Annotated in this window: 9 protein-coding genes and 5 pseudogenes; 5 read left to right on the top strand and 9 right to left on the bottom strand. The window is 38.0% G+C overall.

The genetic code is table 11. The annotated features are described in order from the left end of the window. Positions 1-8: 8 nt before the first annotated feature. From MS6x_RS15210 to MS6x_RS15190, 5 genes and pseudogenes are all read right to left on the bottom strand, one after another. Positions 9-773, bottom strand: a complete 765-nt coding sequence (locus tag MS6x_RS15210; RefSeq protein WP_482603308.1) for a creatininase family protein — start codon at positions 771-773, stop codon at positions 9-11. Positions 774-782: 9 nt separating this feature from the next. After that, positions 783-1,691 (bottom strand): sterol desaturase family protein, encoded by a 909-nt coding sequence (locus tag MS6x_RS15205; RefSeq protein ID WP_482603310.1) that lies wholly within the window; start codon positions 1,689-1,691, stop codon positions 783-785. A gap of 372 nt (positions 1,692-2,063) precedes the next feature. After that, positions 2,064-2,657, bottom strand: a complete 594-nt coding sequence (locus tag MS6x_RS15200; protein WP_482603306.1) for a hypothetical protein — start codon at positions 2,655-2,657, stop codon at positions 2,064-2,066. A 280-nt stretch (positions 2,658-2,937) separates the two neighbouring features. Continuing rightward, complete coding sequence (locus MS6x_RS15195; protein ID WP_482603305.1) at positions 2,938-3,453, bottom strand: hypothetical protein; 516 nt, start codon at positions 3,451-3,453, stop codon at positions 2,938-2,940. Positions 3,454-3,577: 124 nt separating this feature from the next. Then, positions 3,578-6,214 (bottom strand): annotated as a pseudogene (locus MS6x_RS15190) (valine--tRNA ligase). A gap of 74 nt (positions 6,215-6,288) precedes the next feature. Here MS6x_RS15190 and ftsH point away from each other — a divergent pair. The 5 genes and pseudogenes from ftsH to MS6x_RS15165 all read left to right on the top strand — a co-directional run. Beyond that, positions 6,289-7,647 (top strand): annotated as a pseudogene (ftsH, locus tag MS6x_RS15185) (ATP-dependent zinc metalloprotease FtsH); the annotation flags it as partial. 37 nt (positions 7,648-7,684) lie between these two features. Continuing rightward, positions 7,685-8,294: pseudogene (locus MS6x_RS15180) on the top strand (LUD domain-containing protein). 1 nt (position 8,295) lies between these two features. Continuing rightward, positions 8,296-9,096, top strand: a pseudogene (locus MS6x_RS15175) (phosphatidate cytidylyltransferase). Next, positions 9,086-9,768: pseudogene (locus MS6x_RS15170) on the top strand (phosphatidylserine decarboxylase family protein). Before MS6x_RS15175 ends, MS6x_RS15170 begins: the two co-directional pseudogenes overlap by 11 nt. After that, complete coding sequence (locus tag MS6x_RS15165) at positions 9,743-10,000, top strand: acyl-CoA-binding protein (RefSeq protein ID WP_482603309.1); 258 nt, start codon at positions 9,743-9,745, stop codon at positions 9,998-10,000. Before MS6x_RS15170 ends, MS6x_RS15165 begins: the two are co-directional and overlap by 26 nt. 9 nt (positions 10,001-10,009) lie before the next feature. Here MS6x_RS15165 and MS6x_RS15160 read toward each other — a convergent pair whose 3' ends face one another. The 4 genes from MS6x_RS15160 to MS6x_RS15145 form a co-directional block, all read right to left on the bottom strand. After that, positions 10,010-10,774 (bottom strand): creatininase family protein, encoded by a 765-nt coding sequence (locus tag MS6x_RS15160; RefSeq protein WP_482603308.1) that lies wholly within the window; start codon positions 10,772-10,774, stop codon positions 10,010-10,012. A 9-nt stretch (positions 10,775-10,783) separates the two neighbouring features. Beyond that, positions 10,784-12,055: a sterol desaturase family protein gene (locus tag MS6x_RS15155; protein ID WP_482603307.1), complete on the bottom strand. Its 1,272-nt coding sequence runs from the start codon at positions 12,053-12,055 to the stop codon at positions 10,784-10,786. An 11-nt stretch (positions 12,056-12,066) separates the two neighbouring features. After that, positions 12,067-12,660 (bottom strand): hypothetical protein, encoded by a 594-nt coding sequence (locus MS6x_RS15150; protein WP_482603306.1) that lies wholly within the window; start codon positions 12,658-12,660, stop codon positions 12,067-12,069. A gap of 280 nt (positions 12,661-12,940) precedes the next feature. Then, entirely contained in the window at positions 12,941-13,456 is a 516-nt protein-coding gene (locus MS6x_RS15145; RefSeq protein WP_482603305.1) for a hypothetical protein, read from the bottom strand. Between the last annotated feature and the right edge of the window lie 70 nt (positions 13,457-13,526).

Here is a 13,526-nt window from a genome sequence, read left to right as displayed (position 1 = left end):
GCAGCAGCTTATTCGTATAAATTTTCAATATCAGCATCACAGAGCTCTGAGAAAAGGGAAGCTACCTTGTTACAAACAGCTTTAAAAAAACGTTCTCCTTTTTGTGCTGTAGCGTACTCAGGGTTTCCGATACCAGTATCACTACTAACCTTGGACCATTGGCGTTCTGCCCATACCCAACCTTCTGAATATGACTTTATTCTAAACTTTTTAGAAATCCCACTACCCCATTCATTTTTAGCCAGAACCAATTCTGGCCTAAGATATAACATTAAGCTTGTTTCCATTTCATCAGCATGATCTCCTGCTTCATCAAAATAGTCCGACTTATCAAAAATTTGAGGAAAAAAGCAAAAACTAATAAACATCTCTGGAAATTGTAAACCCAACTCCCTAACCAAAGGTTTGAAATTATTACCACCATGGCCGTTAAAAATTAAGAGTTTATGTATGCCTTGAGAATTAAGTACCGTAACGACATCCCTTAAAATAGCCAACTGTGTGCTTGGATTTAAATTGATATCCAAATAAATATCTTTCTGACCGGTATTTACCCCAAAAGGAATTGTGGGCAACACCACCACTTTACTTCCCTTTTCCCAAGCAATTTTAGCCGCCTCCGCAGCCATTGCCTCCGCTTGATAATTATCGGTTGCATAGGGCAAGTGATAATTGTGAGCCTCAGTTGCTCCCCAAGGAAGTATTGCCAAATCAAATTTTTCCTCCTTTAAATGCTTCCAATTCGTGTCCGCTAATATGTAAGGTCTTATCATTTTCATTAATTAGGCTACATGCTGGGATGTAACATTTAGAGATCTCTTATTATTGAAATAGAGTACAGCAATCAAGGTAATTGAAAAATAAATAAAAATAACTACTCTCCCCCATATCATAAAGCCGCTGGTCACCAATAAATCACGATAAAAAAGTAGGAATAGCATTCCAAATACACTTCTAAAGACTTCTATCCAAAAACCGTAGGCAACACCATCCATAAAACTGGTATATCCATAGATTCCCAAAAAAATGAATCCGCCATAGAAGAGTAATGCTACGGTATCTATAGCACTAAAGTTATAGAATAATGAAAGTAATAGAAATGTAGTACTTAATAGTTGAAAAACTATATACGTATTGAACCATTTTGAGGTAGGCGTTTCGTATTTCTTAAACGAATATACATCTGTAATAACGCCTTCAAGCGGATATTCAGCAGCAACATCGGCAGGTCTCCAGCCTGTTGGCATAAACCAAATACGGAGCTTGTCCCAATAACTAGTTGTACGCCACGCATCTTTTAACAGTCTCCAAAAGTGTTGAAAATTGATATGAACCGGATTCCAAGTGCTAGCAGGTTTCAATACCCCATATTGTGGGGGAACATCGTCCAACTCTTCCTGAAAGGTACCGAACCATCGATCCCAAATACAGAGAAGCTGACCCAAATTTTTATCAATATACTCAGGATTTATTGCATGATGAACCCGGTGTTGGGAGGGTGTTACAATAATGTATTCCAACCAGCCCAATTTACCAATATGCTGCGTATGGTACCAGAACTGCGCGAATAAATGAACAGGAGCTAAAATTGCTATTACTTCATTAGGAACACCTAACAGGGCGGCAGGAAGCAAAAGAAACGCAAAATACCCAAACAGATTAGAAATAGGTTGCCGTAACGCACAGGCCAAATTAAACTCCTCGCTACTATGGTGAATAACGTGTTGATTCCAAAAATATTTACCCTATGACTTAACCTATGGTTCCAATAACCTGCAAAATCTATAGCTAAAAAGGCCAACAACCAAACTATCAAGGTAGTCTGAATCTGAAGTAGCGCCAAATGTTCCAACAGATATGGGTAAGACACCAACACCAAAACAATTCCTAGAGAATCCTTAATTATATTAGTAAGCCTGAACTAATACTAGACACAGAGTCCATTAGTTTATGCTTTTGATTCTTTACGATATACCCGTAGGTAATTTCAAAAACCAAAAGCAACATAAAAAAAGGAATCGCATATAGTAATGCCGTTGCATAAGTCTCCATTCAGTGCAACTTTAGTTAAAAGGTCCTACCATGATATGCGCACGAAATGTTCCGGGATCCATGAGCCAAGGCATTCCCTTGGCATGAGGCTTGTCTGGTAAACCCGTAGATTCGGTAGTAGCAAAAGGAGTGTATATTACATACCTGAACTGCCCATCTGCCAATTCACCAGTCTCGGGATTATACCCTTCATCCGTTCCGTAATATATATAGGTCATGCTCGGTTCTTTGGGCATTTCTAATGTCCCCTGTGCAACTTCCATTCCTCTTATTTTCCGCTTTTCTTTAAAGTCTTTTCCTTCGGCACTTAATTCCCTACCCCGTTTCATAAAGGGTTCTAATTTCTTCGAATAACAAGAGACGCTAATACCCTTCTTTTTAGGGTCATCTGCCAAACAGATGAGATTGTTACTTCCTTCCCTTAAAACTATAAAATCACCTTGTTGATTATACCCATACACCATAGCCCCGTCTTTGTCCGATTCTGGGGCAGGCAATACTGCGGTTTTTATTTGAATTGCCTCTGGCATAATGGATATGGACATTTCTTGGGCGGTAGCTAAGACACTTATGCCCAACAGACTTAAGAATAGTATTTTTTTCATGGCTTCTATTTTAATACACTATGTAAGTTATGCATTTTATTAAAATAGCACTTATAATTATATAGATAAAGATAAGTAGTGTAAACTTTATTAACCTATACTTAATCAATTCATGGATAAACTTTAAACATGTACCAACGTTAACAACCTAGACTAATTTAAACGGAAAATTTGCACCCAGAAGTAAATTAGACCTTAACACAACGAACCAGCCCATGCAGGTTACCAATATGAAGAAACCCTCCCCATTTCAGTTGTTTCTATAGATTCAAAGTTGCATTTAGAACAGTAACAAAACGAGTACAAGCACCATTCCTGCTACCGAAAAATACATTCCCTTTTTAAAGATAGATGTTCCTGGTAAAAACATCCAAAAAGAAGATAGAACAAAGAACAATAACCCAACACCAAAGAATATGTTTAGTACATAGAGTGGATCTGCAGATTTTGCTTTATGCAAATGCGTCATTTTATCCAACACCAAGGGAAGTGCTTTAGTCGTATAACTCACTTCACCAGTTTCCATGTTATAATTACCCTGTTCAAACTCGGCAATTGAGCCTTCTACAGATTGAAATTCAAGCTTTTTAATCTTAATTTCTTTTCCAACAGCTTCGGCATTTAAACCCGGTTCAAGTTTTTTCTCGTTGACCGTTTCTTTCTTTAAAAAATCGGTATCCCGGAAGATAAGAACAATACCGCTTATAGCGTACATAGCCATTATTCCAGCTAAAAAGAACCCTAAATACCTATGGTATACCCTTACTTTATTGGAGATTTCTCGTTGCTTTGACATTATTTAGAATGATTTTAAACAAAGAAAAGTATATTTTTTAAAATCTCCTAACCTTGAGCTTTATTTTTAAGCTATCAGAAATAAAAAACTAATACTTAAGAAATAAGTAGTGCGAAAAAGTGTGTTATTTCAAACTGGCCAAACTCTTTTCCAAAGTCTCTATTTTTGCCTCCGCATCTGAGGCCTTTTTCTTTTCAATTGCCACAACCTGTTCTGGAGCATTATTCACAAAACGATCGTTAGAAAGCTTCTTTTGTACCGATTTTAAAAAACCCTTGGTGTATCCAAGTTCCTCTGTGATCTTTCTAATTTCTGCTTCGATATCAATCGCGCCAGAAATGGGAACAAAATACTCATTGCTTTTGACCCTAAAGGTCAGTGCTCCTTCTAGCGGAGCAACCACATAAGAAATTTGAGAGAGATTGGTGAGCTTCGATATCACGACATCCCATTTGGTTGTTGCCTGCTCTTCGTTTAACAAAGATAACTCTAACTCCTCTTTCATTGGGATATTCTTTTCCTTTCGGATGGTGCGAACTCCCGCTATAACCTCTTTCGTAAATTCAAACTCATTAATCATGGACGTATTTACATTACCAGCTTTAGGCCACTGGGAAACCACGAGGGCCTCGGCAGCATTCCTTGGAGCTATATGCTGCCAAATTTCCTCGGTTAAAAACGGCATAAAAGGATGAAGTAATTTTAAGTTATTCTCGAATACGCGAAGTACCGCATCAAAGGTAGTTTTATCAATAGGTTTTTGGTACGCCGGTTTTACTAATTCTAGTAACCAAGAACTATAATCGTCCCAAACCAATTTGTAAATGCTCATCAGGGCATCTGAAATACGGTATTTACTAAAATGATCCTCTATATCCAATAAGGTCTCGTTAAACTTGGAATCATACCATTCCAGAGCTAATTTAGAGGCCTCTGGCTGAGGCAAATCAGATACCTCCCAACCCTTTAAGAGCCGGAATCCGTTCCAAATTTTATTGGCAAAGTTCTTCCCCTGCTGGCATAAGTCTTCATCGAACATTAGGTCGTTACCAGCTGCAGAGCTTAAAAGCAATCCAACACGAACACCATCAGCTCCATAGTCCTCTATAAGCTTTAATGCATCTGGAGAATTACCGAGCGACTTGGACATTTTTCTACGTTGCTTATCCCGAACCAAACCGGTAAAGTAAACATTTTCAAAAGGACGTTCCCCTCTAAATTCATATCCTGCTACGATCATCCTTGCTACCCAAAAGAAAAGAATATCGGGTCCGGTAACAAGGTCATTGGTAGGGTAGTAATAACCTACTTCCTCATTTTCAGGCTCCAAAATTCCACCAAATACGCTTATTGGCCATAACCACGAAGAAAACCAAGTATCCAGAACATCTGCATCCTGTCTTAAATCTTCTAACGTCAAGGTGCGTTCCTCACCTTTTGCCAAAATAGTGTTTTGCGCTTTGTATAACGCCTCGGCTTTGGTTTCGGCGACCACAAAATCACTTTCTCCATCGCCATAGTAATACGCTGGAATTTGTTGTCCCCACCATAACTGACGGGAAATATTCCAGTCCCGAACATTTTCCATCCAGTGGCGATAGGTATTCTCAAACTTTTTAGGATATAGTTTTACATCGCCCATAGTCATTACAGATTCTAAGCGGGTTTGGCCAGCTCCTCCATCTTCAAAAACCACTGGTCTGAAAGTTTAGGCTCAATAACTGCTTTGGTCCGCTCAGACGTTCCTACTTTATTAATATACGTTTCTGTCTTTACCAAAATCCCTTTTCTTCCAACTCCTTGGAAATCTCTTTACGAACTACAAACCTGTCCTTACCTTGATACTGCAGTCCAAAACTATTAAGGTAGCGTCATCATTAAAAATATCAATGGTATCCAGCTGATGCTTTTCACCAAGAGTTTTATCGTTTATATCATGGGCAGGTGTTACTTTTAGGCAACCTGTTCCAAATTCCATATCTACATATTCGTCCTCAATTATTGGGATGATTCTTTCGCAATTGGAACAACTACCTTTTTTCCTTTGAGATGCAAAAACCGCTCATCATTAGGATTAATGCAAATTGCAGTATCTCCCAAAATAGTTTCTGGTCTGGTAGTAGCAATGGTCACTTTTTCATCCGAACCTTCAATGCCATAAGCGATGTAATACAATAAGCCCTGTTTTTCTTCGTAAATCACCTCCTCGTCCGAAAGGGTTGTTTTTGCTTCTGGATCCCAATTTACCATTCTATGACCTCTATAAATAAGACCTTTATCAAAAAGATTGACAAAAACTTTAATTACTGAAGCTGACATATCGTCATCCATCGTAAACTTTGTTCGATCCCAATCACAAGAACAGCCTAACTTCTTAAGTTGTTCTAAAATTACACCTCCATACTCGTCCGTCCAATCCCAAGCATGTTTTAAAAATTCCTCCCTACTTAAATCCTTCTTGTTAATCCCATCACTTTTTAATTTGGCAACCACCTTAGCTTCTGTAGCGATTGAGGCATGGTCCATACCAGGCACCCAACAGGCATTTTTCCCCATCAAACGAGCTCTTCTAATCAATACATCTTGTATCGTATTATTGAGCATATGTCCATATGCAATATTCCGGTAACGTTAGGAGGAGGAATTACGATTGTATAAGGCTCTCGGTTATCTGGTATGGAATGGAAATACTCATTTTCATCCAGTAATCATACCATTTGCCTTCAACGCTTTTAGGATCATATTTAGACGGTATCTCCATAATTGGAACAGTTTTTGTCGATATTAGTATATGGGATTAAAAAACAAAGCCGAAAAGATGTATTAAACCATCCAACATCACTTGGAGGTAAAATTCCTAAAGGAGCATTACTAGTAGGACCTCCAGGAACAGGAAAAACCCTTTTGGCCAAAGCAGTAGCAGGAGAAGCAAAAGTTCCTTTCTTCTCGCTTTCAGGGTCTGATTTTGTTGAAATGTTCGTAGGTGTGGGAGCGTCTAGGGTACGTGACCTTTTAAACAAGCAAAAGATAAATCGCCAGCTATTATTTTTATTGATGAAATAGATGCCATTGGTAGAGCAAGAGGAAAAAACAATTTTACAGGTTCAAATGATGAAAGAGAAAACACATTGAACCAATTGTTGACCGAAATGGACGGTTTTGGAACTAACACCAATGTAATTGTCCTAGCCGCAACAAACCGCGCTGACGTGCTGGATAAAGCACTTATGCGTGCCGGTAGATTTGATAGCAGATTTATGTAGACTTACCGGATATTAGGGAACGTAAAGAAATATTTGAAGTTCATTTGAGACCTATCAAAACCTTAGAAACACTAGATTTGGATTTCTTGGCAAGACAAACACCGGGGTTCTCAGGTGCAGACATTGCAAACGTTTGTAACGAGGCGGCCTTAATTGCAGCAAGGAAAGAGCAAAAGGCAGTAGGCAAGCAAGATTTCTTGGATGCCGTTGACAGAATCGTTGGTGGGTTGGAAAAAAAGAATAAAATCATTACTCCAGGAGAGAAAGAAACCATTGCATACCACGAAGCTGGCCATGCAACCACCAGTTGGATGTTGGAACATGCGGCACCTTTGGTTAAGGTTACTATTGTTCCAAGGGGGCAATCCTTAGGTGCCGCTTGGTATTTACCGGAAGAACGATTGATAGTTAGGCCGGAACAAATGTTGACGAAATGTGTGCCACTATGGGCGGTCGCGCAGCCGAAAAAGTTATTTTCAATAAAATATCAACGGGAGCGTTAAGTGACTTAGAGAAAGTAACGAAACAAGCGCGTGCCATGGTTACCATCTATGGTTTAAATGACAAAATAGGAAATATCACTTATTATGATTCTTCTGGTCAGGATTCCTACGGATTTTCCAAACCTTATAGCGAAGAAACGGCTAAGACCATAGACGAGGAGATTTCGAAAATTATAGAAGAACAATACCACCGTGCTATAAAAGTACTTACGGATAATAAGGACAAACTTACTACCTTAGCGGAAAGGCTGTTGGAAAAAGAAGTTATCTTCAAAGAGGACTTGGAAAAAATATTTGGAAAAAGACCTTTTGAAAAGGACTTACTAGCTCAAAAAGAGAGAGATGCCGAAGATGTAGCTAGAGAGGAAAAGGCCAAAGCAGATAGAGAACAGGAAGCAGAAGAAAAAGAGGTAGAAGGAAAGGAATAGCTTAAAATTGGTATAGATATAAGTTTTAAAGGATTAAATGGGGCTCTTAGATATTTTATTTGGCGGTGGCAAGAAGAAAGTTTCAAAGGAAACTGCTGAAACACGCGGCCAACATATGCCCGATTTAAACCTTCCAGTAGACGAGAAATTTACCATTCATTTTAAACAAAATGGTGGTAAATTTCTTTACTGTGTCTCGTTAGATGAGATATCATCAGCAATTGAAAATATCGTAGCGGAGAATAATTGGACAGATGTTCCTTTCTTTGCAATGGATGACCGGTTGATTTCAAAATTCGAAAAAGAATCTATTGTTTTTACAGACAAGGCAAAAATAGTGAAGTATTTTTCACAACATGCGAACATCTAATAGCGCAAAATGGCAGCATTCTCGTTTGTTCAAATCAGCTCCATGAGAAAAAGGTAAGTGAACTTCCAAGTAATGTTGTTGTCTTTGCTACAACAAGCCAATTGGTAGAATCAATAGGAGAGGGTTTAAAGGCCATCAAGAAAAATATGGCCCAAAAATACCCACTAATATTACCACTTTAAAACACTTTAAAGCCACTCAAGAAAATTCAGATGACTTTCTAACTTACGGAAGTAGTACTAAAAATCTCTATCTTTTACTTCTGGAAGATTTATAGTATGAGCGAAATTTTACGAAGGGCATTAACTGGAGCGGTCTACATTATCCTACTGCTGTCTGCTGTTTTTTAAACTCAGATGCTTTTGATTTTCTTTTTATGACCTTTGGGCTAGCCTGCCTCTACGAATACAAGAAACTAGTTCAATTAAAAGGATATCACATTTTTGCGGCATATTTGGCTTTATGGTGGGCTTATATTTATTTGGTAAACGACCAAATACTTATTAACATATTAATGCTCATCACTATTGCTGTTGACTGTTATCTTCTTTTTATCTTTTTTCTAAAAGAACAAAAACTTCAAGACTTTTGAAAAATTTATTATAGGCCTTTTTTATATAGGCGGAGGATGCATTTTTCTCACCATGATCCCCTACAAGAATGACGCGTTCGCCAAACTTTTGATTATGGGTATTTTTATTTTAATTTGGGTAAATGACTCGTTTGCCTATCTTGTAGGTAAAAGCATAGGCAGAACAAAACTATTTTCTGCGGTTTCTCCCAAAAAAACCATTGAAGGAACATTGGGAGGCTTTATCTTTGCCCTAGGAGCCGCCTACATTATGAGTACACAAGAAAAATTAATCACTCCTTGGCAATGGATGACACTTGCCTGTGTAATTGTAATAGCCGGAAGCCTTGGAGACCTGATAGAATCTAAGCTAAAAAGGGCAGCCGGCGTTAAAGATAGCGGCGCCATATTACCTGGTCATGGAGGAATGCTAGATAGGTTGGACAGTTTGGTATTCGCTGCGCCATTTGCATATTTAACCTTAAATATATTTACTTATGTTTCATAGAGAGGGGCAGTATATTATCTTGACAACCTTTTTCGTAGTGGGTATAGGAGCTCTTTTGGCTCATTTTTTATTGACACCCTCTGGCTAAAATGGTGTGTTCAATTGATTTTGCTTTTCATATTGATAATGATTCTACAATTTTTTAGAAACCCGACGAGAAGGGCGAATAAAAGTTTTGATGAAATACTTTCTCCTGTAGACGGCAAAGTAGTGGTTATTGAAGAGGTTATGGAAACAGAATACTTTAACGAAATGCGAAAGCAAGTGTCTATTTTTATGTCTCCAATCAACGTTCATGTTACTAGATACCCAGCTAGTGGAACTATAAAGTATTCTAAATATCATCCTGGAAAATACCTTGTTGCCTGGCATCCTAAATCTAGCGAAGAAAACGAAAGGACTACTGTCGTTGTTCGTACACCTAAGTTTGGTGATGTTCTATTTCGCCAAGTTGCAGGAGCCTTGGCACGCCGGATCGTAAATTACGCCGAGGAAGGAGAACCTGTGCAACAGGGCGATGACTCCGGATTTATAAAATTTGGATCTAGGGTAGACCTTTTCTTACCTTTGGATTGCGATATCAATGTTAGTTTAAATCAAAAAGTAAAAGGAGCGCATACCTGCATTGCAACTTTTGTAAATCCAAATGAAAAAGAAGAAGCTACATACTAATTTTGAAAGTGCAGTAGCATTTGTAAACGGATATACCAGCCCCATACCCGCAGATGTACTTCTAAAACTATATGCTTACTACAGAATTGCCAATGAAAATTTTGACAATCCTGGCAGTAAGACTCCCTTAATTAATGCATTTAAGGCCAATGCGCTCATACAGGCACAAAATATCGATGGCGAAGAGGCAATGAAATCCTATATTAAGCTAGTGAATTCTGAGTTAAGATAGAGCAGCAGCTTATTCGTATAAATTTTCAATATCAGCATCACAGAGCTCTGAGAAAAGGGAAGCTACCTTGTTACAAACAGCTTTAAAAAAACGTTCTCCTTTTTGTGCTGTAGCGTACTCAGGGTTTCCGATACCAGTATCACTACTAACCTTGGACCATTGGCGTTCTGCCCATACCCAACCTTCTGAATATGACTTTATTCTAAACTTTTTAGAAATCCCACTACCCCATTCATTTTTAGCCAGAACCAATTCTGGCCTAAGATATAACATTAAGCTTGTTTCCATTTCATCAGCATGATCTCCTGCTTCATCAAAATAGTCCGACTTATCAAAAATTTGAGGAAAAAAGCAAAAACTAATAAACATCTCTGGAAATTGTAAACCCAACTCCCTAACCAAAGGTTTGAAATTATTACCACCATGGCCGTTAAAAATTAAGAGTTTATGTATGCCTTGAGAATTAAGTACCGTAACGACATCCCTTAAAATAGCCAACTGTGTGCTTGGATTTAAATTGATATCCAAATAAATATCTTTCTGACCGGTATTTACCCCAAAAGGAATTGTGGGCAACACCACCACTTTACTTCCCTTTTCCCAAGCAATTTTAGCCGCCTCCGCAGCCATTGCCTCCGCTTGATAATTATCGGTTGCATAGGGCAAGTGATAATTGTGAGCCTCAGTTGCTCCCCAAGGAAGTATTGCCAAATCAAATTTTTCCTCCTTTAAATGCTTCCAATTCGTGTCCGCTAATATGTAAGGTCTTATCATTTTCATTAATTAGGCTACATGCTGGGATGTAACATTTAGAGATCTCTTATTATTGAAATAGAGTACAGCAATCAAGGTAATTGAAAAATAAATAAAAATAACTACTCTCCCCCATATCATAAAGCCGCTGGTCACCAATAAATCACGATAAAAAAGTAGGAATAGCATTCCAAATACACTTCTAAAGACTTCTATCCAAAAACCGTAGGCAACACCATCCATAAAACTGGTATATCCATAGATTCCCAAAAAAATGAATCCGCCATAGAAGAGTAATGCTACGGTATCTATAGCACTAAAGTTATAGAATAATGAAAGTAATAGAAATGTAGTACTTAATAGTTGAAAAACTATATACGTATTGAACCATTTTGAGGTAGGCGTTTCGTATTTCTTAAACGAATATACATCTGTAATAACGCCTTCAAGCGGATATTCAGCAGCAACATCGGCAGGTCTCCAGCCTGTTGGCATAAACCAAATACGGAGCTTGTCCCAATAACTAGTTGTACGCCACGCATCTTTTAACAGTCTCCAAAAGTGTTGAAAATTGATATGAACCGGATTCCAAGTGCTAGCAGGTTTCAATACCCCATATTGTGGGGGAACATCGTCCAACTCTTCCTGAAAGGTACCGAACCATCGATCCCAAATACAGAGAAGCTGACCCAAATTTTTATCAATATACTCAGGATTTATTGCATGATGAACCCGGTGTTGGGAGGGTGTTACAATAATGTATTCCAACCAGCCCAATTTACCAATATGCTGCGTATGGTACCAGAACTGCGCGAATAAATGAACAGGAGCTAAAATTGCTATTACTTCATTAGGAACACCTAACAGGGCGGCAGGAAGCAAAAGAAACGCAAAATACCCAAACAGATTAGAAATAGGTTGCCGTAACGCACAGGCCAAATTAAACTCCTCGCTACTATGGTGAATAACGTGTTGATTCCAAAAAATATTTACCCTATGACTTAACCTATGGTTCCAATAACCTGCAAAATCTATAGCTAAAAAGGCCAACAACCAAACTATCAAGGTAGTCTGAATCTGAAGTAGCGCCAAATGTTCCAACAGATATGGGTAAGACACCAACACCAAAACAATTCCTAGAGAATCCTTAATTATATTAGTAAGCCCTGAACTAATACTAGACACAGAGTCCATTAGTTTATGCTTTTGATTCTTTACGATATACCCGTAGGTAATTTCAAAAACCAAAAGCAACATAAAAAAAGGAATCGCATATAGTAATGCCGTTGCATAAGTCTCCATTCAGTGCAACTTTAGTTAAAAGGTCCTACCATGATATGCGCACGAAATGTTCCGGGATCCATGAGCCAAGGCATTCCCTTGGCATGAGGCTTGTCTGGTAAACCCGTAGATTCGGTAGTAGCAAAAGGAGTGTATATTACATACCTGAACTGCCCATCTGCCAATTCACCAGTCTCGGGATTATACCCTTCATCCGTTCCGTAATATATATAGGTCATGCTCGGTTCTTTGGGCATTTCTAATGTCCCCTGTGCAACTTCCATTCCTCTTATTTTCCGCTTTTCTTTAAAGTCTTTTCCTTCGGCACTTAATTCCCTACCCCGTTTCATAAAGGGTTCTAATTTCTTCGAATAACAAGAGACGCTAATACCCTTCTTTTTAGGGTCATCTGCCAAACAGATGAGATTGTTACTTCCTTCCCTTAAAACTATAAAATCACCTTGTTGATTATACCCATACACCATAGCCCCGTCTTTGTCCGATTCTGGGGCAGGCAATACTGCGGTTTTTATTTGAATTGCCTCTGGCATAATGGATATGGACATTTCTTGGGCGGTAGCTAAGACACTTATGCCCAACAGACTTAAGAATAGTATTTTTTTCATGGCTTCTATTTTAATACACTATGTAAGTTATGCATTTTATTAAAATAGCACTTATAATTATATAGATAAAGATAAGTAGTGTAAACTTTATTAACCTATACTTAATCAATTCATGGATAAACTTTAAACATGTACCAACGTTAACAACCTAGACTAATTTAAACGGAAAATTTGCACCCAGAAGTAAATTAGACCTTAACACAACGAACCAGCCCATGCAGGTTACCAATATGAAGAAACCCTCCCCATTTCAGTTGTTTCTATAGATTCAAAGTTGCATTTAGAACAGTAACAAAACGAGTACAAGCACCATTCCTGCTACCGAAAAATACATTCCCTTTTTAAAGATAGATGTTCCTGGTAAAAACATCCAAAAAGAAGATAGAACAAAGAACAATAACCCAACACCAAAGAATATGTTTAGTACATAGAGTGGATCTGCAGATTTTGCTTTATGCAAATGCGTCATTTTATCCAACACCAAGGGAAGTGCTTTAGTCGTATAACTCACTTCACCAGTTTCCATGTTATAATTACCCTGTTCAAACTCGGCAATTGAGCCTTCTACAGATTGAAATTCAAGCTTTTTAATCTTAATTTCTTTTCCAACAGCTTCGGCATTTAAACCCGGTTCAAGTTTTTTCTCGTTGACCGTTTCTTTCTTTAAAAAATCGGTATCCCGGAAGATAAGAACAATACCGCTTATAGCGTACATAGCCATTATTCCAGCTAAAAAGAACCCTAAATACCTATGGTATACCCTTACTTTATTGGAGATTTCTCGTTGCTTTGACATTATTTAGAATGATTTTAAACAAAGAAAAGTATATTTTTTAAAATCTCCTAACCTTGAGCTTTATTTTTAA

Source organism: Maribacter sp. MS6 (assembly GCF_056839185.1).
The sequence above is the reverse complement of the archived record's forward strand: the minus strand, read 5'-3'. Positions and strand labels throughout refer to the sequence as shown.

What these genes read in the sequence shown, in the direction of transcription:
- MS6x_RS15210 (WP_482603308.1), bottom strand. Translation starts at nt 773, where the DNA reads ATGATAAGACCTTACATATTAGCGGACACGAATTGGAAGCATTTAAAG.
- MS6x_RS15200 (WP_482603306.1), bottom strand. Translation starts at nt 2,657, where the DNA reads ATGAAAAAAATACTATTCTTAAGTCTGTTGGGCATAAGTGTCTTAGCT.
- MS6x_RS15195 (WP_482603305.1), bottom strand. Translation starts at nt 3,453, where the DNA reads ATGTCAAAGCAACGAGAAATCTCCAATAAAGTAAGGGTATACCATAGG.
- MS6x_RS15165 (WP_482603309.1), top strand. Translation starts at nt 9,743, where the DNA reads ATGAAAAAGAAGAAGCTACATACTAATTTTGAAAGTGCAGTAGCATTT.
- MS6x_RS15160 (WP_482603308.1), bottom strand. Translation starts at nt 10,774, where the DNA reads ATGATAAGACCTTACATATTAGCGGACACGAATTGGAAGCATTTAAAG.
- MS6x_RS15155 (WP_482603307.1), bottom strand. Translation starts at nt 12,055, where the DNA reads ATGGAGACTTATGCAACGGCATTACTATATGCGATTCCTTTTTTTATG.
- MS6x_RS15150 (WP_482603306.1), bottom strand. Translation starts at nt 12,660, where the DNA reads ATGAAAAAAATACTATTCTTAAGTCTGTTGGGCATAAGTGTCTTAGCT.
- MS6x_RS15145 (WP_482603305.1), bottom strand. Translation starts at nt 13,456, where the DNA reads ATGTCAAAGCAACGAGAAATCTCCAATAAAGTAAGGGTATACCATAGG.